This is a genomic window from Pseudoalteromonas sp. HL-AS2 (assembly GCF_031198805.1).
Lineage (GTDB): Bacteria > Pseudomonadota > Gammaproteobacteria > Enterobacterales > Alteromonadaceae > Pseudoalteromonas > Pseudoalteromonas nigrifaciens.
Map to the genome: position 1 here is coordinate 549,844 of NZ_CP133572.1, position 24,131 is coordinate 573,974.

Below are 24,131 nucleotides of genomic sequence, written 5' to 3' on the forward strand. Positions count from 1 at the left end.
TAGCTGCAGCCGTTTAAACCACTATTATGCCACCCTTGCAGCCGAGGAGTTTTAAATGAGTACTGTGCAACCTTCACTGACAAATACCACAGTGATCAGCAATATTTTTGAGGCCGAAACAGATGGTTTTGGTAGTTATCGTATTCCGGCATTATTGCCTATGCCAGATGGAAAACTACTCGCATTTTGCGAAGCACGTGCGATATTATCAGACCATGCTCACAATAAAATTGTACTAAAAACCAGCCAAGATAACGGCACAAGCTGGAGCGAGCAAATTCTGGTAGCCGATGCTGGCGATAATGCCTTAAATAATCCTTTGGTTGTAATTGATGCTGGCTCAGGCGATATAGTATTAATGTACCAAGAGTACCCATACACCACACCCGAACAAGTTGAAAACCCCGCTGCGTGGGTATCTCATGCAGGACAAAACTTTCCATCTAATGTTCACGAAGGCGCGGTAGAGTCAGGCTACCAAGGGCGAATTTGCCGCACCTTTGTACAACGCAGCAGCGATGGCGGACTCAATTGGTCTGCACGGGTAGATGTTACCCGCCAAGTTAAACGCCCAACCGAGGTTACCTGCTACGCTGGTGGCCCAGGCATAGGTATTCAACTGCGCATCGGGAGCTATAAAAACCGTATTGTAATGCCATTTACCCAAGGCCCTTGGGATAATATGAAAGTATATGCTGTGTATAGTGACGATGGTGGCCATCAATGGCAATACGGTGAGGTTGCCCCTGCTGCAATAGCTGAGCACGCTAATGAAACACAAATGGCCGAGCTTGCTGATGGTCGGGTACTACTTAATGCTCGCAGTTACCATGGTAATCACCTGCGTAAAACTGCCTTTAGTGAAGATGGCGGTATTAGTTGGACACCACTGCAAGACACTCCCGATTTAACCGAGCCTGAATGTCAGGGCAGTATTATTAGCTTACAACACGACGCTAAGCACAGCGGACTTTTATATTGCGGCCCAGAAAACCAGTCACAACGCATTCAAGGCACTCTAAAAATAAGCCTAGATGACGCTACAAGCTGGCAACACATAGCATGTGTTTATAAAGGCTCATTTGGCTACTCTTCTATTTGCCAGTTAAGCAATAACGAGATAGGCGTGATGTTTGAACGCGATAACTATAGTGCTATTTCATTTACGCGCATTAGTTTACAAAATAACGACGCATAAAGCGCAAATAGCCCCTTATAACTCTCTTCATTATTACCTCATAACGCCTTCGGCTAGCTCATTGCTAGCCACATTTACAGTGTTAATAGCCGCATATAAAATTTTATATGAATAACCTAAATAAAATTAACAATATAGCGCCAAAAATGTAAACAACCAGTTAAAAAACAGATTTTAACTTTGACATTTAAAACACTCCAGTGGTACGCTGGTATAACAGGTTAATGGCGTACTTGTAACTTCAGTGCTTTGTTGTGTTATTTTGCTGTTATCGAGCAAAGCGAGTTATGAATAAACATTTAAAAAATAATTATAAATTTTTGGGGATACCATGTTGAAATCAAAAACACTTGTTAAATCACTACTGGCGATCAGTATTGCTTCGGTAACAACTTATTCATTAGCTGCAGATGCAGACAATGTAAAAGCAGAAGCAAAAGTAGAAAAAATAATTGTAACTGGTTCATATATTAGTAAAGGCGACTTCGAATCTGCTTCACCAGTAAAAATATTAGACGCTGATGATATTGAAGGTGTTGGCGCAGTAAACGTGGGTGACCTACTAGCTAGAATGCCCTCAGTAGTGGGTGATACAACCTCGGCAAGCTCAAATATCAGTGAGCAAGATTCAGGCTTAAATACCGTTGCTTTACGTAACTTAGGATCTTCGCGTACCTTAGTACTAGTTGATGGTAAGCGTTACGTTTCTGGCATGTCTGTTGGCTCTGGCTACGGTGTTGATTTAAACACAATTCCTACCACTATGATCCAAAGTATTGAAGTACTTACCGGCGGTCAATCTGCTGCTTATGGCTCTGATGCAGTTGCAGGTGTGGTTAACATTATCCTTAAGAAAAACTTTGACGGTGTCGCGTTTAAAGCACAAGCCGGACGCAGTGGCGAAGGTGATAAAGACACAAGAGATATCGAATTTTCAATTGGTAAAAACTTTGATGACGGTAATGCTTGGTTATCCGTTGGTTACTCTGAAGATGATGGCTTAATGGCTGGCGATCGTGACTATTCACGCGTGCACAAAGATGCTGTTGATACCAATGGCGATGGCATACTAGATACGTCTCAGTTTGTGGGTTCTTCGCATGTTTTTGGTGGCCGTATTGATAAATACAATGGTGACGGTAGCTTATTTACCCGTACCGATGATCCCGCAACATCTGATGCGTTTAACTTTCACGATTATCGCTCTATGGTAGCGCCACTAACACGCCACTTTGTTGCAACTGGTTTATCACTGGATTTAAACGAAAAATCGCGGATGAACTTTACTGCTAACTACGCGCGTGTAGATTCACGAGCTCGTTATGAGCCTATTCCACTTGATACCCGCAACGACATTTTTAAGTTATCTAAAGGTGGTACTACAGGTATTGATATTGCAACGCACCCTTGGTTTGCAGGTACTGCACTTGGCAATAACTTACTTGCCGACGGCATTAATAGTCTTGATGATGCAAGCTTAACATTTAGACGCCTATATGAATTTGGTGACCGTGGCGCGGAGAACACCCGTAGCACATTTAGAGTTGCTGGCGAATATGAATATGATATTTCAAATGATATTTACTTAAAAGTAAGCGGCACTTATGGCGTTACAGACCAAAAGCAAACTAACCATGGCGATATTAACCTTGACCGTGCTCGCTTTGCTTTAAATGTTGAAGATAATGGCGCTGGCGGATTCCAATGTGCTGATGATATTGCTCGCATTAACGGCTGTGTTGTATTTAACCCGTTCTCGCTTAATGGCATTTCGCCTGAAGCAGTAGATTACTTATCAGCTGATACCAACCTAGAAGGTAGTATTGAGCAAGTGGTAGTAACCGCCGTTGTTGCTGGTCGATTAGATTATGCCGTTAGTAACGACGTAGACACTATCGGTTTTGCTGGTGGTGTAGAATACCGTGAAGAAAAAGGCCATGAAACACCAGATCCACTACGCCAAGCGGGTATTGTACGCGGTGCAGCAATTGCAAAAACCAAAGGCTCATTTGATGTTGTTGACGTATTTGGTGAGTTACATATTCCACTGCATGAAAAGTTAAGCTTATCTGCTGCAGTACGTTTTGGCGATTACTCGTCTGTAGGTAGCACTACTAACTGGACTATTGGCTTAGATGCACCAATAACCGATAGTATTCGCCTACGTGGTGCTATGGCAACTGCAGTACGTGCTCCTAACGTAAGCGACTTGTTTGCTGGTGGTACTGCAACTGCAGCACTAATAACCGACCCTTGTAACGGAGTAACTAATGCCGATAGCGGTAATATCGCCGTTAACTGTCGTTCAATTGATGCGATTTCAGATCGTATTGATAACGATGGCGCGTTTAACTTAACGCAAGTAGAGCGCCAAAATACCGCAGGTTTATTAAGCGGCTCTACCGATGTTAAAGAAGAAAAAGCTGATACCTTCACTGCGGGTATTGTTTTTACTCCAGAGTCGATTTCTGGCTTACAAATGTCACTTGATTATTACGACATTAAGATTGATGATGCCATCGCTAAAACTGACCGTACCGTTATCTTAAATCGTTGTTACTCTGCAGACCCTAGCAATTTTGATGCACAATGTGGCGGCTTAGTACGCCGTGATGGACGTTCAGGTGCAGCACTTGAAGTAAATGCAGCATCTGGTAACGAAAACCTCATTGAAACAAGAGGCCTTGATATTGATGTGTCATACATGACCGACTTAGGTGATGGCGATTTGTATGTAGGCTTTGCAGCAAACATCTTAGACACTTATAGCATTACAGGACTCGAAACGGGTGACAAACAAGAGCTAGCTGGCGAAGTAATGTTTCCAGAGCTGCGTTTTAACGTTAATGCATCGTACACAATTAATGAGTTCAATGTGTATTGGCAAGTACGTTACTGGGATGAAACCAAAGACCGTAACGATAATACCGTATTAACAGAAGAGCTTAACTCTATCGACTCACGTCTTTATAACGATGTGCGTTTTAGCTATAACTTTACTAACCAAATCAATGCTTACTTTGGTATCACTAACTTATTTGACGAGCAGCCACCACACCTAACGGCTGGTCATAAGTATCAGCAACAAGGTACTTTAACAAATGGTAGTGCGTATGATTTAACAGGCCGCTCGTATTACGCCGGTGTTAAATTAAACTTCTAATCTAAGTAAGCTTGGGTTAACCGTTTAATACTTAAAATATTAAACGCAATGGTGGACTAACCATAAAAAATTAGTCCACCGCTTTAAATGTCAGTACTAACTTAGAAGACTTGTCATGATCACCACTTTAATAGCCGATCATCTATTTGATGGCAAAACACTACACTCTAACCACCCTATTAGTATTAAAGATGGCAAAATTATTGCTTTTGATACTGTAAAAGGCGCCATTGAAACTAAAGTTAGTGGCTTATTAACTGCTGGATTTATTGATACGCAAGTTAATGGTGGCGGAGGTTGTTTACTCAATCAAAATACCAATTTACAAACCCTAACAGCAATGAGCACAGCACATGCTAAGTATGGTACTAGCAGCTTACTGCCTACGCTAATCACCAGCAATTTAAATAAAATAGAACAAACTGCCAACCTAATAAGTACCGCTATAGCACAGCACACCCCTGGTATTTTAGGAGTACATTTTGAAGGCCCACATATTAGCGAGCCTAAAAAAGGCATTCACAGTAGCCAACAAATTCGCGGTTTAAGCCAGCAAGAATTAGATATTTATTGTCGTGACGATTTAGGCATAAAAATAGTCACATTAGCCCCTGAGAATGTCAGCTGCGAAACAATTAAAATATTAGTAGATCACGGTGTACATGTTTGTTTAGGTCACTCAAACGCAAGTTTTGAGCAAGCACAAGCCGCACTAGCTGCTGGCGCAACGGGTTTTACCCATTTATTTAATGCTATGTCAGCACTTGAGTCGCGCGCGCCAAATATGGTGGGAGCTGCATTACTTGATGAGCAAAGCTGGTGTGGCATTATTTTAGATGGCCACCACGTACACCCAAGTACTGCCAAACTAGCTTATAGAGCAAAAGCCGCTCGTAAAATGATGCTAGTTACCGACTCAATGTCGACTATAGGTAGCGAGCAAACACAACTGCATTTTGACGGCCATGACATTAACTTAGTTGGCGACAAATTAACCAGCAATAGCGGCCAATTAGCGGGCTCAGCACTAAATATGATCACCGCAGTGAATAACGCAACACACATGTTAGACATTTCCTTAACCGACGCCCTCAATATGGCTAGTTTATACCCAGCTGAGTTTTTAGGAATAGAGGGCTCTCGTGGGCAGTTAAGCATTGGCGCCAATGCCGACTTAACTTTACTTTCAACAACAAATTCGTCGCCTCGTGTGTTAAACACATGGATTGGCGGCAAAGCAATATTTTAAAATTACAGAGGCTAAAAATGAATAAACTTACTGGACTGATCGCAGCCCCTCATACTCCGTTTGATAAAAATGGTGATGTTAACTTACCAGTTATTGACCAACTTGCTGAGCTACTAATTAAGCAAGGCGTTAAAGGCGTTTATATTTGTGGTACTACAGGCGAGGGCCTTAACTGCTCGGTTGCTGAGCGCAAAGCTATTGCTGAGCGTTGGGTTACAGCAGCTCAAGGTAAACTAAGTATTACTGTGCATACCGGCGCATTATCAATAGCCGACAGCCTTGAATTAACCAAGCACGCAGAAACGCTTGATATTTTTGCTACCTCTATTATCGCACCGTGTTTCTTTAAACCCGGCTCAGTTGACGATTTAGTGCATTACTGTGCAACGGTTGCCGCTGCCGCACCATCAAAAGCATTTTACTACTACCACTCAGGTATGTCGGGTGTGATGTTTGATATGGAGCAGTTTTTAATTAAAGCAGACAAGGTTATTCCTAACCTTGCAGGTATTAAGTTTAACCATGGTGATCTTTACGAATTCCAACGTTGTAAGCGTGCTTGTGGCGGCAAATTCGATATTCCATTTGGTGTTGACGAGTTTCTTCCAGGTGGCCTAGCAGTAGGTGCTATTGGCGCAGTAGGCAGTACGTATAACTACGCAGCTCCGCTTTATTTAGAAATTATCGAAGCGTTCAACAAAGGTGACCAAGAAACCGTAACTGCGTTGATGGATAAAGTTATCGCATTAATTCGTACTCTGGTTCAATATGGCGGCGTAGCAGCGGGTAAAGCAGCAATGCAACTACATGGTATTGATGTAGGTAACCCACGCTTACCAATTCGTGCGCTTAACGACGATGAGAAAAAAGACGTGGTTGCTAAAATGCAAGCCGCAGGTTTTATGGATCACCAACCAGCGTAGTAACAGTTGGGTAGCGCGTTACTTTTTAGCGCTACCTAAGATTAATATTTTGTTATCCCCTTATTAGCCGCATTTATGCGGCTTTTTTATTGTTAAAGATTACAGTGCAGCTAAGCAACACAACATGATTAAAAGTTAAGAAATTTAACGCTCACTGTAGAAAGAAGTAAAATTAGTGCACCACACGCTGTTGCTTTATCGTTAAAGTAGAAAATAAATTAAAGCCCAGGGTTAGCCTAACGCTGTACTTTTGCTTGATAAATATAGGGACTACGTTGCACTGCTTTGACCTCGCCAGAAATCCAATAAATCATCTTATTATATTGCGCAGTTTGTAACGGTCCAGCGCCACCGGCAAAAGGTACATCTTGCTGCAATGCAGACCAGTTCATGGTGTGTGTATCAAATACAACCTGCTTTCGGCTAAAGTTAAATGCGCTAATCGGCATTGAGAAATACTCTAGTTTAAATTGCTCAAGCTTACTGCCTTGTAAGGTATTGAGCTTTAATACCGCATTGTTAAATACGCTTTTATTAATTCCTCCTAATACTAATATTTTTTTATTTGTTAAGCGCAAGGCACTCCCACCCGCTAAGGTAAAGTCTTCATTATTAAGTTTAGTCTTGGGTAACACACGCCACTTAGCGGTTTTGTAATCAAACGAATAAGCATCTGTGAGTGCAAAGTTATTGCTTTTAGACTGGCTATTAATCCCGCCAAACAACATAAACTGACCATTAATAGCAATTGCTGGAAATTGCGTGCGTGGACTTGCTGGTAGTGCAGGAATTTTGCCACTAACATCGCACTGACCGCTGGCAAACGAAAATTTACATACTTGATTCGATATTTTTTCATCCACCATACCTGCAAATAAATATAAAGAATCAGCGTGTAAATCAGCTGCGCCATCAGACCAAGTAAATGGCAGCGTAGCCACTAATTGGCTTTGCGGCATATGATTTTCATCTAACGTGAGCGCTATCACCGTATTATATGTTTGCTGATTGTCTTTGCCGCCAACTAACAATAAACTATTGTTTTTACTTACAGTTGCGCCATAACCCATTGGCATTGGTAGCTTACCGGTAGCAACTAATTTAAATTGCTCATTACTGAGGTCATATACATAAATATTGTCATGATAATGCTTACTTGCACCATCAAAGTAAGGGTGACCATTAGGAAAGTTAGCCCCTCCCGCTATCACTAAGTATGAGCCAATCATCCCTGTATAGGCAGCTGATATTCCTGTTGGTTGCCCTTTATGAGTATAAAGCGGCAACTTTGCAACCTCTGTCCAATTAGAAATTATGCTGTCGGTTTTTGCCTCAAGCGGCGCTACAAAAAAAATACTAAGCACTAAATAGCTGCACAACATTAACGATCGCAACATATTAACCTCGCAATTTTAATCTAAAAAATAAAAAACCTAATCTTTACGATTAGGTTTTTAACTGTGTTAATAACTTAACGAAACAAATTAAAACTTATATTTAAGACCAACAAAATACTGACGGCCAATAATATCATAAGCTCTTGGCTCAGTATTTGTGCCTGCTGCTGATGAAGTTACCGTGCCACGCGGTATAATGTCTGGCTGTTCATTAAATAAGTTGTTAGAACCGGCATATAAATTGAGTGATTCATTAACGTTATATGAAGCTCTTAAATCTACATAATATACAGAATCTAATGTGTTAATATCGTTAGATAGTGTTTGATTCACATCATTATTTACATCATTTTGAGTTTCATCTCTGTAAGTTACTTGAGTAAATAAGCTAAAGTCGTCGGTAAAATTATAAGTACCGTGCATGGTATATCTAAACTTAGGGTAAAGTACTTCACCTTTATAGTCGCGCTCTACGCCCGCCTTACTTGTGGTTACATACTCATCTAAATATGATGCAGATAGGCTTAGGTCTAATTTATCCATGGTATAGAATACTTCTAAATCAACACCGCTGGTTTTTACTTCGCTTTCGTTAATTGCTTTTGAAGTAATATTTAAAATAGGGCCATTTACTGCACGTACTACACTACCACCACAAGTTGCATCAAATTCACTTGGATCTACATTGTAACAACGATTAATAATGTCACCGGCTCCCACATTTAAAATCGCATCTTCAATCTCAATTGAATAATAATCTACTGAAACAGAAAGCGACTCCATTGGCGTAAATACAGCACCTATAGTGTAAGTATCTGCTTTTTCCTCTTTTAAGCTTTCAGAACCCGTTGTTAATAAACGTTCATTTTGACTTTCAGAACCCACTAAAGTGAACGAGCCATCTGCCGCAATACGATCTGCAATCGCATCGATTGAACGACAGTTCGCTGCAACATTACCAGCTGTACTAGCATCTACACCATCACAAACATCATGTCCACCGGTGGCACTGGCAGATCCAGCAGCAAATAAGTCGTTAACATTTGGTGCTCTAACCGCACTCGACACACTGGCACGAAAACGTACATAATCGTTTATTGGCGAATCAATACCTAGTCTATATGTTGAAGTATTACCAATAGAAGAGTAGTCACCAACGCGCAGCGCTAAGCTCACATTCAACCAATCATACACAGGTAAAAACATTTCCCCGAAGGCTTCATAAGAATAAAAACTACCTTCGGTTGCAAATACTTGTAAACGACGGCTAATACCCGCTTGACGAAATGCATCAGGGGTTTCAGCACCTTCTTCTCTACGATACTCAACACCTGTAGCAAAGCTAATATATTCATCATTAAGCGTAAATGGTAACTCACCTGATAAAACACTATTTACTACATATTGTTTTATCACGCCGCTTTGACCAGTAGGAATACCGATATAGTCGACTGCCTCAGGAGAAAAACCCGTTATTCCTGCTTGGCCCAATTCGCTGTCTGTTGTACCAAATGGATTTATTGGTACACATCCTTGCCATCTATCAGTGGCGTTTGCACATTGATAGCCACCATTGCCATCTTCTTCAATATTCAGTGCAGCACGAAGTGCAACAAGGTTTACATCGCCACTATTTTTTTGTACTTGGTTAGTCGTACCATAAACCGCTGACGTGCTTAAGAGTAAATTGTTATCAAACTCATAATCTAAGTTACCCGCGATACGAAAAGTGCTTCGGCGGTTTTCTACCCCTAAATTATCAAATTCGGCTAATCGTCTAAAGGTATTTACACGGTCAAGTGAGGTACTGCCATTTCCAGAATTTTGCAATGCCGGTAACAATTGGTTTTGTGCACTACTGCCATTAAAAAATGGGCTGTTAGCAATATCAATACCCGTTGTCCCACCACGATTCACTACAAATACATCGTTAACTATACTTAAAGGGGCTGTTTCTATGTTAGTTGACGAATTAACCTCAGAGTAGTTAATCTCTAATTCAGCATGTGCTTTACTTGAAATATCAAACGTCATACCAGCAGCAGCAAACTGTCTCTTATAAGGTGCAATTGCTTTGCGATAAAATGTTTGATTATAAAAATCACTGTTGCCATCTAACTGACCATCGGAAGTTATTTTTGGTGCAAATTGACTAAACGGATCACCATTACCAAAAATACTTACATCTGCAAACTGAAAAGCGCCGCCATCAACGTGCATTGGTCCATTTCGTACCCGCAATGTTTCACGAAGGCCGTCACCATCTTCATCATGCACATTTATACTATTTCTCGAAAAATCTCTATCTCTGGCCATTAGATCATCTTGATTGGCAAGCCCGAGTGACAACCATGCGTTACCTCCATCAAAGTTTTTACCATAAGTAAAATCAATATTTTGGCGTGCAGCGCCACCTTCATCTGAATCAGCACCAAACATGTTAACTTCGAGGCCTTCAAAGTTCTTTTTAGTGATTATATTTATTACACCCGCAATTGCATCTGAACCATAAATTGCAGATTGACCACCGGTTAATACATCAACACGCTCAATAATTGAGGTAGGTATAGAATTTAAATCAACACCATAGCCGTCACCCGCAGAAGTGCCCGACACATAGCGCCTGCCATTAACTAATACTAGTGTTCTTGCTGTTCCTAGATTTCGAAGTGAAGTGGTACTAATACCTGCACTTCCGCCGCCATCGCCATTATTTGAGGCATCATTTGTGCCAGCCGTTACTGAAGGTAGTCGGCTCAAAGTATTCGCAATTGAAATAGCTGCTACTCCTTCAATCGCTTCTTTACCTAACTCTACAACGGGTGAAGATGAGCTAAAATTAGCGCTGCCCTTAAATATATTTGAACCTGTAACGTTAATGCGTTCAATATCTTTTGTTGCCGCATCTTGGGCAATTGCATGTGGGCTTACAATCGCTGCAATACAAACAGATAAAGCAGATAAGTGATGTTGTATTTTATTTTTTTTCATAACTATTCTCTCAGAGTAAAAATATTAACGTGGCTTTGTGTAAATATCATACAAGCAACCTATCATACCAGTACACCTTCAGCAACGCCTTAATTAACATTTTAGATACTAAATTTAACAACATTGCTTACAAACGTGAATGTGTTAGTAACTAATTACACTAAAGACATTTAACTACTTGAGGTTGATTTTTGAGCGAGCTGTTTATTTACTATTTAAATAATGGAGGATTTTAATTGAATATTTTTCATACTGTGAAAGTTTGCGACTTTTTAGCGGACTAGCCGCTTTGAGCTAATTAACTTTGCGACTATTGAATGCAACGTATAGTTTATTAAAAATAATAACTTAAGGTTAAAAATAAAGAAATGTATATAGCTAAGCTGTAAATTAACCTAGATACGCTTTGGTGGTGTGAAGTATTACAAACACGATAAATAATTAAGAAAATAAAACACTGCGGCGGCTTATAACCCGTTTAAACTAAATTTTCACTAATAATATGCTGTAGTAATTGCCAGCTGTGCAGGTTTTTATTAAAACTAGGAAACATTGTAAAATGATCAACACCCGCTAAAACATGGAAAACAACATTAGCTTTGTTACTGCTTCTTACAAAGCTAATAGCCTGTTTTATATTAACTTCTTTGTCTTTATCGCCATGCATAATGATATATTTTACGCTATTGTCGATTAACTGTGCAGGGTTACAATTTTTTATACGACTATATCCATCAGCCAATTCACCCCCTAATAATTTTACTACTTGTTGTGGTTGCCCTAAATCACTGCGACGCCTTAAATCAACCACCCCCGCAATAGCAATAACCGTTTTTATAGCTAAGTACTCGGCTTTATACAACGCTGAATTTTTATCTATCATACCGCGTGAGGCTGCCCATGTTGCTAAGTGTCCGCCTGCTGAATGACCAATAATAAGCACATTGCTTAAATCTAATTTATGCTCTGTTGCCAAAGTGGTTAAAAAGTCGATGCCTTGTGCAACATCACTAAAAATAGTTGGCCAGGGCGCGGTAATATTAGGTCCCATGCTATTCATTCTGCGATATTCTAAGTTCCATACTGCAACACTTTTATCCGCTAAATACTCAACAATTTGCTTAGTTGGGTATGTATCTAAGCTATGGTTATCCTTCCAGTAACCCCCATGAATCACAATAACAACGGGCAAATACGCATCATTTTGTGGACGAATTAACTGACCATATTGCTGAGAGTCTACACCGTACTTATAGATGTTCATGTTTAAACCTAAATAGTTAATTTTAAAAATCAGCAGTTGTGTTAGAAATGCACTACTGGTATAACAGCTTCACCAAGATACATCAAAACCTTAGCGCTATGGAATAGACGTTAGGCTAATTTTAATAATTATGGTGTATTACTTACACTAAATTACAGCTTCAAAGGAATAACATGAAAGTACTTGTAGGGGCTTACGCTTCAGTGCCATCAGATTCTAGTTGGGATCAACAGGCAGAGCATTTATTTTACCAACAACTAAAAAAGAATAAACGCATCGACGGCTTAGAAATCCCATTTACTGGTAAACTTCATAGGTTTGATAATGAATGGTTTTATGCTCAGCTAGATGACAGTTGGTGTTATGTCGTTACCTGTATTCCTGGCACCATGGGAGAGCTTAGCAAAGATCCGCACTTTGGTATTGCATCTGACAATGAAGCAGGTCGCCTTAAAGCTATTAACTTTTATAAACAAGCTAATCAGCAAATAAAACAACTTAATAACCACTTTAAAAAGCCTGTGGTTACACATATTCAAATCCATAGTGCGCCTGCATTAAATGCACCGGCTACCTCATCAATAACGGCATTAGTTAAATCGCTCCAAGAGCTACAAAGTTGGGACTGGCACGGTGCTAAGCTGGTACTTGAGCATTGTGATGCACAGCTTGAAAACCAGCCTAGTGAAAAAGGTTTTATGCGTTTAGAAGACGAAATAAGCGCTATAACAACGGCCAACCTACACACTAGGCATAAACTAGGTATTTCAATAAATTGGGGACGCTCAGCAATTGAAGCAAGAAGTGCAAACGGCGCAATAAAGCATATGGAACTTTGCATAAAAGCAGGCTTATTTACAGGCCTCATATTTTCTGGCGCCAGCAGTCACTCTGCACTTTACGGCAGCTGGAAAGATAGCCATATGCCACCGCAAATAAATAATTTTGATCAGCAAACAAACAAAGAGTCGGCAATGAATGAGCATGAAATAAACCGTTGTATGCAGTTACAACAATTGGCTAATTTAGACTTTGTTGGCTGCAAAATTTCAATTTTGCCACAACAACAATCTTTGGCGAATAGAGTGCGCTACATCGACGAAACATTGGCGATGATAAACAACGCACGTTTGTATATTGCTACCAAATAAGGATATTTTTCAGCTAACATTAGCGAACTCTTTATTTTATGGTACGATAGGGTAATAGCTAAACAATTGATAGGTTTTTAAATGACATTGAAAGTTACGCGCCCAGTAGAACGAAAAAAATTATCCGAAACGGTTGAAGAAGAGCTCGAACGCATGATCCGCCAAGGTGAGATTTCTGAAGGTGATGCACTGCCTTCTGAGCGAGATCTTATGGCTGCATTTGGCGTCGGTAGGCCTTCGATCAGGGATGCTTTAGCTGCGCTTGCGCGTAAAGGCCTGGTAAAAATAAGTAGCGGTGAAAGAACCCGGGTTACTCGCCCCTCAGCCGACACTATTATCGCTGAGTTATCAGGGATGTCAAAAGACTTTCTTGCACAGCCAAATGGTTTAAAATATTTTGACCAGTTAAGACGATTTTTTGAATCTAGCTTAGTTAGACATGCAGCGGCCTCGGCAACACCAAGCCAAATTAAAGAACTAGGTGAAGCGCTTGAGTTAAATGGTAAATCTATTGAAAATGACAGTCAATTTAGACGTACTGATATTTACTTCCACCGGGTGATTGCTTCTATCCCAGGGAATCCAATATTTTTAGCTGTACACCAAGCGTTAATGGACTGGTTAATTGATGCTCGCCCCGAGCACGTTAATACGGTGGAATTAAATAAGCAAAGTTATAACGACCATGTTGCTATTTTTGAGTGTATAAAAAATGGTGATGTAGAGGGAGCTGACGCAAAACTCTCAGCCCATATTGATTATGTATTTGATAATTATTACGGTTAAAACTTTAAGTATAATTAATTAAACTATAGATATTATAAAAAGGCTAAATTTAGCCTTTTTTTGTGTCGCAAATGTTAAAAAACTATAGATTTCACTCACCCTAGGTGGTATAACAGGTATACACCACAAACAGGTATACAGTTGCACTATGAGAATAATTATAATTTTTTTATTACTTTTAACATCATGCAATGCATTTGCTAAAACACAGCTTGATTGGCATGTTATTAAAAGTAACGCTAATCACCTGCCTATAAATAAAGATTCTTTATATTTTTTAACGAATGACGCTTTGTTTATTTCAAGTACCGACTTTGCCAAATTAAATAAGCTAGACCTAGCAACAAATGAAATAAGTACTGTATTAAACTTCAAACCTATTGATGGTAATAGAGCGCAAGCAATTACAGTGCAGCACAATAACAAAACAGTTGTGTTGGGCGGTTTAGTTAATGGGGTAAAATCTACACGTGTTAATGTTTTAGAATGGCATGATGAATCTCAAAGTATTGTTTCAAAACAGTTAGCTAACTTACCTCGTTCATTTAGTAAAATAAGTGCGCAAGTATTTGGGCAAAACGTGTACATTACCGGTTTTGATAAGCAGTGGTACTTTTTTAAAATAGCCCTAAATAATGACCAGCAACAGTGGACACCACTTAATGCAGCATTATTTACAGATCTAAATATTATTAACAGTGAACTTGTGGTGCAAAATGATGGCAACGAAAACCGCATTTACGCCGTTTCACAACAAAGCGCAGAGCAAAGTAGCAACTCTAATTCTAAACTTTTATTACACGAGTTTGATGAAGCTGCAAATTCATGGTTAACCGTAACAAGTAATAACCCCACTGAACTGGTAGATATTGATAAGCTCGTATTTGCCTCTCCTCTGGGTCAATCTCATATTATGGTAGTGACTCAAGGTGGCAAAACCTTGTCATACAATACCATCACTAAAGCATGGTCTAATTACAATAAGTCAGACTATCGTTTTCATAAAATAACTCAGGTTCAGCAACACTCTTATGCAGTAGTAACAGAGTTAAATACTAACAATACCGTTTTAATTAAAGGTGAAATCAGTAATACAGCCCGCGATTTTGGCTGGCAAAACATGCTGGTTTTAGTGATTTACTTACTTTCTGTGGTCATGGTTGGTTTGTATTTTATGTTTAAAAATAAAAACACCAACGATTACTTTAGAGGCGGACAGTCAATACCTTGGTGGGCTGCAGCCTGCTCTATTTATGCCACTATGTTAAGCTCGTTAACTTACATCGCCCTTCCGGCCATTGTTTATCAAACTAACTGGGTACTACTTATTGGTATTTGGATGATAATTGCAGTAGCCCCTATTGCTGTATATGTAGCAATTCCCTTTTTTAGACAGCTAGATGCAACCAGTGCATATGAGTTTTTATCTAAAAGATTTAATATGCCGGTACGACTTTTTGCCAGTGGCTTATTCACCTTATTTCATATTGGCCGTATGGGTATTGTTATGGCATTAACCGCGTTGGCTTTGTCGGCAGTAACCCCTCTTAGTGCCTCTGATAGCGTGCTTATTATGGGAGTGCTTTGTTTATTGTATTGCACACTGGGTGGTGTTGAGGCCGTTATTTGGACTGATACTATTCAAACCGTGGTATTACTTATTGGCGCTGTTGTGTGTTTTGCTGTAATTATTGCAGGCCTCGATGATGGCTTTAATAGCTTTATACAAATTGGTTTTGCTGACGATAAATTTACCATAGTTAATAACGACTTTAGCCTTGAGAGTATTACTAGCTTATCTATTTGGGTTATTGTGCTGGGCGGTATTGGCCAAAATTTATCGAGCTACACTGCAGATCAAGCCGTTGTGCAAAGATATATGGTAACCAAAGATCCTGCCTCAGCGGTTAAATCTATTTGGGCCAATGCCATATTAGCGGCGCCGGGCGCGTTATTGTTTTTCTGTATTGGTACAGGCTTATATGCTTTTTACCAACTTAACCCTGAAAAACTTGACCCAACCATTCAAATTGATCAAATTTTCCCTACGTTTATATCAAATGAACTACCAATGGGTTTAGCCGGACTCATTATTGCGGGTATTTTTGCAGCAGCGCAGTCAACGGTTTCAACCAGCATGAACTCTATTGCCACTACGGTATTAACCGACTTTGTACGACCTTTTAATTTAGCCAAATCTGAGAAGTCTTATATGAGTTTAGCGCGCATCCTTACTTTTATTTCTGGCGTATTAGGCACCTTGGTTGGATTAATATTTATCGACCCTGAAATACGCTCACTAATGGAAGCTTATTTTAAAGTAATTGGTATGTTTATGGGTGCATTAGGTGGCATATTTATACTTGGCGCATTAACCAAACGTGCTAACTCTGTAGGCGCTATAGTAGGTATTATCTCAGGGGTGAGCTTAATGATTTCAGCATGGAAATATGGCTGGGCTAATGGCTATCTTTACGGAACAATAGGTATTTTAACCTGCTTAATTGTTGGCTACTTAGTTAGTTTATTATTCCCTGCACACAATAAAGATCTTTCAAAATTAACCTTATATACAATGAACCAATAACCAAATTTAAGAGCAAAATATGTCAAATAAAAATATAGAGTTAGAGAGCTTTTTAGTAAACCATTTGCAAAGTAGTTTAATTGCATCATGCCAGCCTCTTGACGATGGCCCTATGGACAAAGTTGAGCATATTGTTGCTATGGCATTAGCAACCGTAGCTGGGGGTGCAAAAGCACTACGAATTGAAGGCATTGAAAATGTACGTGCGGTCGCAAAAGTAAGTAATATTCCTATTGTAGGAATTGTTAAACGCGACCTTACTGATACCGAGGTGCGCATAACCCCCTTTATTGAAGACGTTATTGGCCTGGCCGAAGCCGGCGCAACTATTATCGCGTTTGATGGCACAGATAGACCTCGCCCAGTAGATAGGCTAACTCTGTTAAACACCATCCACGAACACGGTTGTATTGCTATGGCCGACTGTGCTGACCTTGCTGGCGGCAAGTTTTTACACGACGCTGGCTGTACCTTTATTGGCAGCACGCTATCTGGTTATTTAGATTTAAGTACAACCCCTAACGAACCCGACTATCAATTAGTAAGTGACTTAGTCAGTGCTGGTATAAAAGTGATTGCCGAAGGGCGCTACAACTCGCCTGAACGCGCTGCAAAAGCAATCGAACTCGGTGCATTGTGCGTCACTGTTGGCTCGGCAATTACCCGCCTTGAGCATATAACTGGGTGGTTTGTGCAAAGTATTAACAATGCAAAGAGTGATATTTAATGATGAATATTGCCATTGATATTGGCGGCACCAAAATAGCGTGCGCACTTATTGATAATGACCAAATCGTTAATTCAATAAAAGTTGACTCTATTATACATACTAATATTGATGACTTAGCGGCATACGTTTATACCGTAATTGAAAAGTGGGTACCTCAAGCCAGCTCAATTAATATTGCTTGCACAGGCCAAGTTAGCGCAGAATTTGTGAATTTTTTATCTGTGCGTCGTAAATTACCATTAAAAGCACAGTTAGAAAGCCTAACTAACCTACCCGTTACTATAATTAACGATGCCTCTGCAGCCGCTTGGGCTGAATACACGGTAAATGAGCAGGTAAAAAATAAAAACTTTATTTACATTACCGTATCAACAGGAGTGGGGGCAGGCATTGTATTTAACGACCAAATAATCACCTGCGCCGATGGGTTTTGTGCCCACCTAGGCCACACCACAGTACATATTCAATCAAACCATAACTACAGCTGCCACTGCGGCAGAACAAACTGTGTTGAGTCAATTGCCTCAGGCACTGCTATTGCTAAACACGCCAGCAAAGCACTGGGTAAAACACTCAATGCAAAAGACGTATTTACAAACTACGCTGAGCATCCTGAAGTAGCCGAAATTATTGATAATGCCGCATCGGCCGTGGCCGAGCTGATATTTAATATGAAAGCCACATTTGGCAACGAAACAGTTGTTATTGGAGGCAGTGTGGGTTTGTCAGCATTATTTTTTAATAAAGTAGCTGAAAAAATTCAACAAGCACCGGCAATTTATCAAGTAACCTTGTTACAGCCGGTATCGGGTGCAGATGCCGATTTAATCGGTGTGCATCACTACGCTAAAAGTCAATTAATAGAGAAGTAAAATGCAAGTACTTATATTTGATGATAAAAAAGCTGTTGCTGAAAATGCAGCAACGTTGCTACAAAAGTTAATTTTAGCAAAAAACAATGCAAATATAGGCCTAGCTACAGGTAGCACGCCTATTGATTTATATAAGCAGCTAGTATCGATGTATAAAAATAAGCATATTAGTTTTGCTCAGGTAAATACGTTTAATTTAGATGAGTATTACGACATCGATGAAAATAATAGTAATAGCTACCGTTACTTTATGAACAGCCAACTGTTCGATCACATAGATATAGATAAAAACAACACCCATTTACCAACTTGTAACGCCAAACAAGATCCTAGAAAACAAGGTGAACATTTTGAGCAGCAAATAGCGGCACTCGGAGGCTTAGATCTGCAACTTTTAGGCATTGGCGGCAATGGCCATATTGGCTTTAATGAACCCTCATCAAGCTTTGCATCTCGCACCCGGATCAAATCGCTAACTGAGCAAACCGTATCAGACAACAGCAGAATGTTTTCAGACGATGAGCAACAACCAAAAATGGCGATGACCATGGGTATTGCTACCATAATGGACGCTAAGTATGTGTTATTAATTGCCACGGGTAAAAATAAAGCACAAGCGGTAAATGACATGGTAAACGGCCCACTTTCGGCAAGTTGCCCGGCGTCAATTTTACAAATGCATAAAAACGCGATAGTGATAATCGACAACGATGCCGCCAGTTTATTAGCTAATAAAGATTACTTTACTTGGGTCAGTCAGCAAAACCATGAAATAAATCAAGCTTTTGGCCACTTCCCTGACTTATAAAAACGAATATTACTAAGCGTACTGTTAATCAGCTTTAAAACAGTACGCTTAGCAGTTAGCCACAACTACTAGTTAACCTTACGTACTTATCGGCAAGCTCATCAATAGTTTCACTATGGGTTGGGTCTGGCTTAATACAATCAATTGGGCAGACACTTACGCAAGTAGGTTTATCATAATGACCTACGCATTCAGTGCATTTACTGGGATCTATTTGATATATTTTAGCCCCCATATAAATAGCCTCATTTGGGCACTCTGGATCGCACATATCGCAGTTAATGCATTTGTTATTTATGAGTAGAGCCATTTTTTAGCCTTTTCAATTAATATCATTATAAAACAAAAAGATAAGTAAAAACAAAGGTGTGTAAAGGCTAACTTTTGTGCAGTTCTAGTTTAATAAAAAACCGCTATTTTTCATTAAATCGTAACACAAATTAGTAACACAAATTTTTATTTTTGGGTGTAAATTACAGCCGCGAATTATGCCTATCTTTCTCTGTTGCTTTGTTGATCTTAATCAATAAAAATCGCCGCAAGGCCTTTATTTATATAGGTTTAATCAAAGTGAAAAAATCACTATCAACGCTTACCAAAGCTCAATACACGAAAGCGAAACTAGAATGGAAGCAACTTAAATCGCCATTTTCTATGCAGCACATAAATCGCTGTGTTATTTTGGCCTCTCAAATCATCTTTTTTGAGGAAAAAGAAAAATCAAAACAAGAGGTTAAGAAGCAAGATACGAAGCGATTATCGAAATATGAGGCACAACACAATCTTCGTCTTATATTTACCCTATCTGGAACAGTATCTTTTTACTCAGCTTTCCCTAAATCATCTGGCATAGCTAATACCAAGTTAGGTGAAGCACCTGAATTAACAATAGCAAAAGCGCGTAAGCTCACTGAACAAATGAAATATGGCGTTTTAAATAATCATAATATTAAAACTGTGTTTGATGCATATGAACAAAGCTTAAGAGAGCGTTCCAGTCTCTTACAGCTGGAGAGTTAGAAAAGATTGTAGATATAATTATAAAAACAGAATCTAACAACCAAGCAATTGAGCTTTTTGCACAAATTAGAAGAGTATGGCGATTTGCCAGAAACAAATTTAACTCAGGTAAAAACCCAGCTGCTGATATCGATGACTTTTACGTATCTGACCGTGTAGAAAGCCCTCGTCCTTGCCAAGTTTATACAGACTTAGATTCGATAGCTGAATTATGGATAAATCTAGCATCGGCCCCAAATGTACATCAAAAAAATGCTGCGCGATTTATGATTTTGACAGGCATTCGCCCTATTAATATTCCACAAATGAAGTGGGAGTGGCTCAATAGTATCGACTTTCCAACCATAATTACCTTTCCGGCATCTGTTGTTGGGGTTCGTGGAGAAATGAAAAACCAAAAAGAATATAAGCTGCCATTAACCAAAGCCATGCGCGCCATTATTTTAGAACAAAGAGCCTGGATGGAAAATGCATTACCCAACTGTAACCCTGACCATATATTTCTTCAGCCTCGCGATCTTAACAAACCATTTGCTAAAAGGTCGCTAGACAAAATCATTAAAGATTACTCACCTGTTGATGCAGTAAAAGGAGATAAAAGAAATATTGTAATGAAAGGATCTGCAGGTGCATTTTGCACGATGTGCCGAAGCTTTTTTAAATCCAACGCAAAAGCGATTATGGTTGCCAACGGCTATCATTTTAAGCATGCAGAAGAACTCACAAGACTCGCACTTCATCACCTTAGAAAAGAAGACGATCCAAACGGCTTAAATTATGATAAATCTGAAGAGCTATTTGGAACCTCTACAAAATTAAAATTTAATGTTTTTAAAATTCATGAAGCCAGTATTTTAAAAAGAGCCAAAGAACTCGAAAGCCAACAACTCAGACTCACAGGTATGCAAAGTAAACAAGCTAAAAACCTAAAAGAAAATAACGAAAAAAAAGCACTGAGAGATAGAGTTAAAGCTCATTTGGTTCATAAAGGCAGTTATGTAAACTTCATTAACCAGCCATTAGGAGATACGGGCAGAGTAGCAAAAGATTTGATCTTAACCGAAGAAGGAAGAGCTGTCGTTGAGAGGTATTTAAGTGACCAAGAAGCTAAAGCAAAAAATAATTAAAAAAAGTTTAATTTCGACTTACCAAAGTTTTTGTAAAAAAAATTAATTTCATATCATTGCCTTATTGGAGCGATACCTCATCAGTTATTTGATGATTTTAACTTTTTTAAGGCTTATATATTAATGGCAACATCAGTATTAAATTCAATAAAACCATGTGAGGTCACGATTAAAAGTCGCGATCTTTGCATGGCTGAATTTAATGCGAATAAGCCTCCATACAATGACGAGTCAATGGAAGAGCTAGCCAGTCTTGCCACTATTATATTGGCGCAAGAAAAAGGAAAAAGGCTTTCAAAGTATCAGCTTAAAGATCAAATAAGAATTGTATTCCAGCATGATGGCATCATTAAATTTTTTACTCATTTTAAAAAAGAACATGGCATAAAAAATATCAAGCTTGGTGATTCTAATGATATGAGTTTTTCAGCAGCGAAATTAAAAGCGGCAGAAATATACAAAAAGAACACCTCTAATTACACATTCGAATTTGTAGTGAGTAAACAAATAGAAAACTTACAGGCAATTAATAAACATAGCCCTAGCAAGTTAGCTGAAACCACAGTAAACACATATACCTCTTACCTTAATGCAATTCAAAATGCATTTGGTAAAAATACGTTATTTCAGACTATTACGCCTGAGATAATAGAAGCAACACTTGACCAACTACTAACAGAGAAAAGTGGTCCGCATGTGGCTAAGCTATTCGAGCAGATGAAAAAACTGTGGGTGTTCGCAAAAAATAAATATAATAACGGCACTAATCCATTCCTAGAGGTAGACAATAATTATATATCTTCTCGAACGGCGAAGCCTATTCCTTGTAAGGCATATACTGAAATATCTCTAATTTCTCAGCTATACATAAACCTAAAAATAGCTAAAAATAATACATTAATAAATGCTGTTCTGTTGATGATGTTTACAGGGCTAAGACCCATAAATATTTGCAACTTGCGCCTGTCGTATATAGATGATTTAAATAATCCTAAATTTTTAACGTTTCCTGAAACAACCCATACCACTCGCGGTGCTATGAAAAACCAAAAAGAGTTTAAAATACAACTCACACCCGAGATGAAAAAAGCAATACAGCAAGAGTTAAAATTAAACCCAGACATAAACCGCACCTACTTATTTTGCAAGGTTAAAGACAACTCAAAACCCATTAGTAAAGAGAGTTTAAACCGAACTCTTAAATATCATGCGCCAAAAGACATGGTAGCGGCCCCGCGAGATAACATAAATATAAAAGGCTCAGCCGGAGCATTTCCAACTTTACTTCGCAGCTTCTTAAAGTCACATATGAAAGAAGTGCTAACTAAAAAAATTGGGTCATCAACAATTGCTGAAATTGAGTCTAAAAAAATGCTTCATCACTCTGTTTCTGATCACGATCCGATGAGTAAACATTATGACCACTCGAATAAAATATATAGCACTGATATTAAAGCACTTTATAAAAACTTTTCACTATTTGAGAAGGAAATACTTAAAGAAGTAAAAATACAGGCTAAGTTAAAAATCAAAACGACTAAAAAATCATTTTTAAAATTAGATAATTCAAATAAATTCATCGCCAAAGTCAAAAGCACAGTAAGTGCTTATTCAACTATCTTGGGTAATATAGTTCAGCAAACCCAAAAGCTTAAAAAGCGCCGTCCTTTGCAAATATTAGAGTAGCGCTTACATATTGCTATACAGCGTTGTCGTTATTTACAAACCTATAAAGAGCTTTTACTAGGTGGTGCAGATTGATTTCTTATAAAAGCAGGGATGTCAAAAATATCAGATGGCTTTGGCCTAGGCTTGTTAGCTTTTTCCTCAGGCTTTTTGTCTTTACTAAGGTCATCAGTAACCATTTTAGTACTGGCTCCCGTAGCAATTACCAGTAACTCATAGTTAGTCGCTAGGCTTTCTATTCTTGAAACACCACAAATAACTAACGCGTTTGGGCTTACCTGCTGACGTACTGTATCGGTAATGAGGTTATAACTACCGAGTGAAATTTCATCTTTGCAATTTACTTGTATTATTACACCCGTACTTGATGACATATCAACTTGATTAACCAGTGGGTTATTGAGTGCACTATCAAGTGCAGTAGTAAGCTCGCTTTCTTCATCGCATTTACCAACACCTAGGACTGCATCACCCTGGCAATCCATAATTTTCGCAAAATCGTTTAAATCAACGTTTATTAGGCCTTGAAAGCACAGCATATCGATTAATGATTTTATCAGTGAGTGGAGTATTTGGTTTGAGTGTTTAAACGCATCAAATAACCCTATATCGTTGCCTAGCACTTCAATAAGTTGATCGTTAGGGAGCGTAATAACTGCATTAGCATGCTCTTTAAGCTCATTTAAACCTGCTTGCGCTATATTGCTTCTAAACTGCCCTTCACTACTAAATGGCAATGTAGCAACAAATATAATGGGCTTACCTTGCTCACTAGCAAGTTGTGCAATATACGGGCTAGCACCAGTCCCTGTACCGCCACCCAACCCTGTTGCACACAGAATTATATCGCAGCCATTAATAAGCGTTAAAAGCTGATCTTTACTTTCTTCCGCCGCTTGCAGTCCAACTTTGGGATCGGCCCCTGCACCATACCCATGAGTGAGATCTGCACCTATCAGTACTGCTTCATCACTCTGTGTATGTTCAAGTACCACTTTGTCGGTATTAACACTGTACAAGAATGCCTGCTCAGACTCGCGTTGTTCAAAAATACTGTTAAGCGTATTACAGCCACACCCGCCAATGCCAAATACACCGATTGATAAACCATCATTTTGCTGAATTAATTGAAACATAACTACTCCTTAACTTTTAAAGGAGCATAGCAAACAGGTACGT

The 24,131-nt window shown here is 39.1% G+C and carries 18 protein-coding genes; 13 read left to right on the forward strand and 5 right to left on the reverse strand.

The window, feature by feature from the left end; genetic code table 11:
- The first annotated feature begins 55 nt into the window (after positions 1 to 55).
- The 4 genes from RB215_RS17320 to RB215_RS17335 all read left to right on the forward strand — a co-directional run bounded on the left by RB215_RS17320 (position 56) and on the right by RB215_RS17335 (position 6,533).
- Positions 56 to 1,198 (forward strand): sialidase family protein, encoded by a 1,143-nt coding sequence (locus RB215_RS17320; RefSeq protein WP_309217268.1) that lies wholly within the window; start codon positions 56 to 58, stop codon positions 1,196 to 1,198.
- 331 nt (positions 1,199 to 1,529) lie between these two features.
- Entirely contained in the window at positions 1,530 to 4,361 is a 2,832-nt protein-coding gene (locus RB215_RS17325; protein ID WP_208835134.1) for a TonB-dependent siderophore receptor, read from the forward strand.
- A 115-nt stretch (positions 4,362 to 4,476) separates the two neighbouring features.
- Positions 4,477 to 5,610 (forward strand): N-acetylglucosamine-6-phosphate deacetylase, encoded by a 1,134-nt coding sequence (gene nagA, locus RB215_RS17330; protein ID WP_058374773.1) that lies wholly within the window; start codon positions 4,477 to 4,479, stop codon positions 5,608 to 5,610.
- Positions 5,611 to 5,627: 17 nt separating this feature from the next.
- Positions 5,628 to 6,533: a dihydrodipicolinate synthase family protein gene (locus tag RB215_RS17335; RefSeq protein WP_011329793.1), complete on the forward strand. Its 906-nt coding sequence runs from the start codon at positions 5,628 to 5,630 to the stop codon at positions 6,531 to 6,533.
- A gap of 236 nt (positions 6,534 to 6,769) precedes the next feature.
- On the opposite strand, the gene RB215_RS17340 is transcribed toward RB215_RS17335, so the two are convergent.
- From RB215_RS17340 to RB215_RS17350, 3 genes are all read right to left on the reverse strand, one after another.
- The gene (locus RB215_RS17340) at positions 6,770 to 7,930 is read right to left on the reverse strand and encodes a kelch repeat-containing protein (protein ID WP_309217269.1); all 1,161 of its coding nucleotides are present in this window, start codon (positions 7,928 to 7,930) and stop codon (positions 6,770 to 6,772) included.
- Positions 7,931 to 8,017: 87 nt separating this feature from the next.
- The gene (locus tag RB215_RS17345; RefSeq protein WP_309217270.1) at positions 8,018 to 10,921 is read right to left on the reverse strand and encodes a TonB-dependent receptor domain-containing protein; all 2,904 of its coding nucleotides are present in this window, start codon (positions 10,919 to 10,921) and stop codon (positions 8,018 to 8,020) included.
- Between the two features lie 478 nt (positions 10,922 to 11,399).
- Positions 11,400 to 12,185 carry an alpha/beta hydrolase gene (locus RB215_RS17350; RefSeq protein WP_309217271.1) on the reverse strand — a complete coding sequence of 262 codons (786 nt, stop codon included), beginning with the start codon at positions 12,183 to 12,185 and terminating at the stop codon, positions 11,400 to 11,402.
- Positions 12,186 to 12,358: 173 nt separating this feature from the next.
- Here RB215_RS17350 and RB215_RS17355 point away from each other — a divergent pair, with 173 nt between their 5' ends.
- The 6 genes from RB215_RS17355 to nagB all read left to right on the forward strand — a co-directional run bounded on the left by RB215_RS17355 (position 12,359) and on the right by nagB (position 19,119).
- Positions 12,359 to 13,336 (forward strand): DUF4862 family protein, encoded by a 978-nt coding sequence (locus tag RB215_RS17355; protein ID WP_197107794.1) that lies wholly within the window; start codon positions 12,359 to 12,361, stop codon positions 13,334 to 13,336.
- Between the two features lie 81 nt (positions 13,337 to 13,417).
- Positions 13,418 to 14,122: a transcriptional regulator NanR gene (locus tag RB215_RS17360; protein WP_197107792.1), complete on the forward strand. Its 705-nt coding sequence runs from the start codon at positions 13,418 to 13,420 to the stop codon at positions 14,120 to 14,122.
- Between the two features lie 148 nt (positions 14,123 to 14,270).
- The gene (locus RB215_RS17365) at positions 14,271 to 16,709 is read left to right on the forward strand and encodes a sodium:solute symporter (RefSeq protein WP_309217273.1); all 2,439 of its coding nucleotides are present in this window, start codon (positions 14,271 to 14,273) and stop codon (positions 16,707 to 16,709) included.
- A 19-nt stretch (positions 16,710 to 16,728) separates the two neighbouring features.
- The gene (locus RB215_RS17370) at positions 16,729 to 17,436 is read left to right on the forward strand and encodes an N-acetylmannosamine-6-phosphate 2-epimerase (RefSeq protein ID WP_011329788.1); all 708 of its coding nucleotides are present in this window, start codon (positions 16,729 to 16,731) and stop codon (positions 17,434 to 17,436) included.
- Positions 17,436 to 18,311, forward strand: coding sequence for an ROK family protein (locus tag RB215_RS17375; RefSeq protein ID WP_309217274.1), 876 nt, complete (start codon positions 17,436 to 17,438; stop codon positions 18,309 to 18,311). Before RB215_RS17370 ends, RB215_RS17375 begins: the two co-directional genes overlap by 1 nt.
- A 1-nt stretch (position 18,312) precedes the next feature.
- The gene (gene nagB, locus RB215_RS17380) at positions 18,313 to 19,119 is read left to right on the forward strand and encodes a glucosamine-6-phosphate deaminase (RefSeq protein ID WP_011329786.1); all 807 of its coding nucleotides are present in this window, start codon (positions 18,313 to 18,315) and stop codon (positions 19,117 to 19,119) included.
- Between the two features lie 55 nt (positions 19,120 to 19,174).
- Here nagB and RB215_RS17385 read toward each other — a convergent pair whose 3' ends face one another.
- Positions 19,175 to 19,429, reverse strand: coding sequence for a YfhL family 4Fe-4S dicluster ferredoxin (locus tag RB215_RS17385; RefSeq protein ID WP_011329785.1), 255 nt, complete (start codon positions 19,427 to 19,429; stop codon positions 19,175 to 19,177).
- 260 nt (positions 19,430 to 19,689) lie between these two features.
- Here RB215_RS17385 and RB215_RS17390 point away from each other — a divergent pair, with 260 nt between their 5' ends.
- The 3 genes from RB215_RS17390 to RB215_RS17400 all read left to right on the forward strand — a co-directional run bounded on the left by RB215_RS17390 (position 19,690) and on the right by RB215_RS17400 (position 22,952).
- Positions 19,690 to 20,139, forward strand: coding sequence for a hypothetical protein (locus RB215_RS17390; protein ID WP_309217275.1), 450 nt, complete (start codon positions 19,690 to 19,692; stop codon positions 20,137 to 20,139).
- Positions 20,140 to 20,405: 266 nt separating this feature from the next.
- Complete coding sequence (locus RB215_RS17395) at positions 20,406 to 21,266, forward strand: hypothetical protein (RefSeq protein WP_309217277.1); 861 nt, start codon at positions 20,406 to 20,408, stop codon at positions 21,264 to 21,266.
- A gap of 123 nt (positions 21,267 to 21,389) precedes the next feature.
- Positions 21,390 to 22,952, forward strand: coding sequence for a tyrosine-type recombinase/integrase (locus RB215_RS17400; protein ID WP_309217278.1), 1,563 nt, complete (start codon positions 21,390 to 21,392; stop codon positions 22,950 to 22,952).
- 41 nt (positions 22,953 to 22,993) lie between these two features.
- Here the strand turns inward: RB215_RS17400 and RB215_RS17405 are convergent, their stop codons facing one another.
- The gene (locus RB215_RS17405; protein ID WP_309217280.1) at positions 22,994 to 24,088 is read right to left on the reverse strand and encodes a cell division protein FtsZ; all 1,095 of its coding nucleotides are present in this window, start codon (positions 24,086 to 24,088) and stop codon (positions 22,994 to 22,996) included.
- Positions 24,089 to 24,131 lie beyond the last annotated feature (43 nt).

What these genes read in the sequence shown, in the direction of transcription:
- nagB (WP_011329786.1), top strand. Translation starts at nt 18,313, where the DNA reads ATGCAAGTACTTATATTTGATGATAAAAAAGCTGTTGCTGAAAATGCA.
- RB215_RS17375 (WP_309217274.1), top strand. Translation starts at nt 17,436, where the DNA reads ATGATGAATATTGCCATTGATATTGGCGGCACCAAAATAGCGTGCGCA.
- RB215_RS17345 (WP_309217270.1), bottom strand. Translation starts at nt 10,921, where the DNA reads ATGAAAAAAAATAAAATACAACATCACTTATCTGCTTTATCTGTTTGT.
- RB215_RS17400 (WP_309217278.1), top strand. Translation starts at nt 21,390, where the DNA reads ATGGCAACATCAGTATTAAATTCAATAAAACCATGTGAGGTCACGATT.
- RB215_RS17325 (WP_208835134.1), top strand. Translation starts at nt 1,530, where the DNA reads ATGTTGAAATCAAAAACACTTGTTAAATCACTACTGGCGATCAGTATT.
- RB215_RS17405 (WP_309217280.1), bottom strand. Translation starts at nt 24,088, where the DNA reads ATGTTTCAATTAATTCAGCAAAATGATGGTTTATCAATCGGTGTATTT.
- RB215_RS17355 (WP_197107794.1), top strand. Translation starts at nt 12,359, where the DNA reads ATGAAAGTACTTGTAGGGGCTTACGCTTCAGTGCCATCAGATTCTAGT.
- RB215_RS17350 (WP_309217271.1), bottom strand. Translation starts at nt 12,185, where the DNA reads ATGAACATCTATAAGTACGGTGTAGACTCTCAGCAATATGGTCAGTTA.
- RB215_RS17335 (WP_011329793.1), top strand. Translation starts at nt 5,628, where the DNA reads ATGAATAAACTTACTGGACTGATCGCAGCCCCTCATACTCCGTTTGAT.
- RB215_RS17365 (WP_309217273.1), top strand. Translation starts at nt 14,271, where the DNA reads ATGAGAATAATTATAATTTTTTTATTACTTTTAACATCATGCAATGCA.
- RB215_RS17385 (WP_011329785.1), bottom strand. Translation starts at nt 19,429, where the DNA reads ATGGCTCTACTCATAAATAACAAATGCATTAACTGCGATATGTGCGAT.
- RB215_RS17320 (WP_309217268.1), top strand. Translation starts at nt 56, where the DNA reads ATGAGTACTGTGCAACCTTCACTGACAAATACCACAGTGATCAGCAAT.
- RB215_RS17370 (WP_011329788.1), top strand. Translation starts at nt 16,729, where the DNA reads ATGTCAAATAAAAATATAGAGTTAGAGAGCTTTTTAGTAAACCATTTG.
- RB215_RS17360 (WP_197107792.1), top strand. Translation starts at nt 13,418, where the DNA reads ATGACATTGAAAGTTACGCGCCCAGTAGAACGAAAAAAATTATCCGAA.
- nagA (WP_058374773.1), top strand. Translation starts at nt 4,477, where the DNA reads ATGATCACCACTTTAATAGCCGATCATCTATTTGATGGCAAAACACTA.
- RB215_RS17340 (WP_309217269.1), bottom strand. Translation starts at nt 7,930, where the DNA reads ATGTTGCGATCGTTAATGTTGTGCAGCTATTTAGTGCTTAGTATTTTT.
- RB215_RS17395 (WP_309217277.1), top strand. Translation starts at nt 20,406, where the DNA reads ATGATTTTGACAGGCATTCGCCCTATTAATATTCCACAAATGAAGTGG.